The organism is Mesorhizobium sp. M1E.F.Ca.ET.041.01.1.1, from assembly GCF_003997355.1.
Lineage (GTDB): Bacteria > Pseudomonadota > Alphaproteobacteria > Rhizobiales > Rhizobiaceae > Mesorhizobium.
Genome location: NZ_RZSL01000851.1, coordinates 1 through 1993 on the forward strand (window position 1 = coordinate 1; position 1993 = coordinate 1993).

3 protein-coding genes are annotated in these 1993 nt (G+C 63.2%); all 3 read left to right on the forward strand.

Annotated elements, in window-relative coordinates:
• A partial coding sequence (gene adh, locus EOA38_RS35015; RefSeq protein ID WP_127301373.1) for an aldehyde dehydrogenase occupies nucleotides 1–1018 on the forward strand: 1018 nt, incomplete at its 5' end.
• 65 nt (nucleotides 1019–1083) lie between these two features.
• On the forward strand, nucleotides 1084–1449 hold the full coding sequence (locus tag EOA38_RS35020) for a DUF779 domain-containing protein (RefSeq protein ID WP_126094093.1): 366 nt from the start codon (nucleotides 1084–1086) through the stop codon (nucleotides 1447–1449).
• A 225-nt stretch (nucleotides 1450–1674) separates the two neighbouring features.
• Nucleotides 1675–1993: S4 domain-containing protein (locus EOA38_RS35025; RefSeq protein WP_281060160.1), on the forward strand; the 319-nt coding region annotated here is incomplete at its 3' end.

The following is a 1993-nucleotide window of genomic DNA, read 5'->3' on the forward strand; positions in this document are numbered from 1 at the left end:
GCTGATGGCCTGCTGGAAGCTGGCGCCCGCGCTCGCCGCCGGCAACTGCGTGGTGCTGAAGCCGGCCGAGCAGACTCCGGCGACGATCATGCTGTGGGCCGACCTTATCGGCGACCTTCTGCCGGAAGGCGTGCTCAACATCGTCAACGGCTTCGGCCTCGAGGCCGGCAAGCCGCTGGCGTCGTCGAACCGCATCGCCAAGATCGCCTTCACCGGCGAGACGACGACCGGTCGTCTGATCTCGCAATATGCCAGTCAGAACCTCATTCCGGTAACGCTCGAGCTCGGCGGCAAGTCGCCCAACATCTTCTTCCAGGACGTGACGGCCGAAGACGACGATTTCTTCGACAAGGCGATCGAGGGTTTCGTCATGTTCGCGCTCAATCAGGGCGAGGTCTGCACGTGCCCCAGCCGCGCGCTGGTGCACGAGAAGATCTACGACCAGTTCATGGAGCGCGCGCTGAAGCGCGTCGAGGCGATCGTCCAGGGCGATCCGCTCGATCCCGCAACCATGATCGGCGCCCAGGCTTCGAGCGAGCAGCTGGAAAAGATCCTGTCCTACTTCGACATCGGCCGCCAGGAAGGGGCCAAGGTGCTGACAGGCGGCGAGCAGAACCATCTGCCGGGCGACCTTGCCGGCGGCTACTACGTCAAGCCGACCGTGTTCAAGGGGCACAACAAGATGCGCATCTTCCAGGAAGAGATCTTCGGCCCTGTGGTGTCGGTGACCACCTTCAAGGACGATGACGAGGCGCTGTCGATCGCCAACGACACGCTCTACGGGCTCGGCGCGGGCATCTGGAGCCGCGACGCGAACCGTTGCTACCGCTTCGGCCGCGCCATCCAGGCGGGCCGCGTGTGGACCAACTGCTACCACGCCTATCCGGCGCATGCCGCCTTCGGCGGCTACAAGCAGTCGGGCATCGGGCGCGAGACGCACAAGATGATGCTCGACCATTATCAGCAGACCAAGAACATGCTGGTCAGCTACAGCCCGAAGAAGCTCGGCTTCTTCTAATCCTCCTAGGGCGCGTAGGGGAGGGTACGGCTTGCCGTACCCTCCTTTCATGACAGGAGGATCGCATGGACAAGGCCTCGTTGGGCAAAGTGTCGGCCACGCCAGAGGCCGAGGCGCTGCTTGCCGAGATCATCGCCGATCACGGGCCGGTGCTGTTTCACCAGTCTGGCGGTTGCTGCGATGGGTCCTCGCCGATGTGCTACCCGCGCGCAGAGTTCACGGTCGGCGACAATGACGTGAGGCTGGGCGAGATCGGCGACACGCCCGTCTACATCAGCGCCTCGCAAATCGAGGCCTGGAAGCACACTGACCTCATCATCGACGTCGTGCCGGGCAGGGGCGGCATGTTCTCGCTCGACAATGGCCGTGAGAAACGGTTCCTGACGCGCTCGACGGTCTGCGCCGCGCCGGCGCCATCTTCGAAGAATTGACTGGGCGGAAGAATTCCATCGATCCGCGACGATTGGGGTAATCGTCGCCCTTTGTTGGGTCTTTGGCTCGCACCCTGCCTGCCTTAGGCACGTCGCGCTGAGCGATTCAGGTGACGTGCTTCAAGTTCCTTGTTTTTGAGCAAGTCGTTCTCCCAAAGCCGCTCCGCACTTTTGGGCGACATGCTTTAGTGCTATGGCGCCGCTTTCGAACGGAAAAGCGAAGTCATGGCAGGTGTTGAACAGATCACGGTGGAAGCCGGCGAGGCGGGCATGCGGCTCGACCGCTGGGTCAAGGTCCACTATCCGGGCCTCGGCTTCGGCTATCTGCAGAAGCTTTTGCGCTCCGGGCAAATCCGCGTCGATGGCGGCCGGGCGAAGCCTGACACGCGCGTGGAGCCCGGCCAGACCGTCCGCATCCCGCCGCTTGACGTCGACAAGAAGGGCGACGCCCCGCTTACCGGCCATTCGATCCGCAACCAGGGCGATGCCGATGTGCTCGCCAAGATGCTGCTGCACGAGGATCCGAAAGTCTTCGTCTTCAACA